This window comes from Pseudomonas sp. EA_65y_Pfl1_P113 (assembly GCF_963970525.1).
In the GTDB taxonomy this organism is placed as follows: domain Bacteria; phylum Pseudomonadota; class Gammaproteobacteria; order Pseudomonadales; family Pseudomonadaceae; genus Aquipseudomonas; species Aquipseudomonas tritici.
Genome location: NZ_CAXAQM010000748.1, coordinates 1 through 254 on the forward strand (window position 1 = coordinate 1; position 254 = coordinate 254).

Consider the following 254-nt stretch of genomic DNA (forward strand, 5'->3'; position numbering starts at 1 on the left):
GTAAGCGATCCACCAAGCACACCTACAATCAGGTACGGTTTCCGTTTACCGTGGCATTTCCGGTGAGCAGTTCCACGGTAACAACGCTTCGTAGTCTTCTGCCGTGGATGCATGCGGCAACCGCTCAAGTACGTGGCGCAGCCACGTATAGGGCTCCTGGCCGTTGACCTTGGCGGTCTCGACCAAGCTATAGATCTGCGCACTGGCGGTGGCGCCTTTGGGCGTATCGCTGAACAGCCATGCCTTGCGCCCTA

General features: G+C 58.3%; 1 protein-coding gene. It reads right to left on the minus strand.

What is annotated here, in order from left to right; genetic code table 11:
- Positions 1-45: 45 nt before the first annotated feature.
- Positions 46-254 (minus strand): transposase domain-containing protein (locus AACY52_RS32020; RefSeq protein WP_339421446.1); only part of this gene is annotated, 209 nt, incomplete at its 5' end.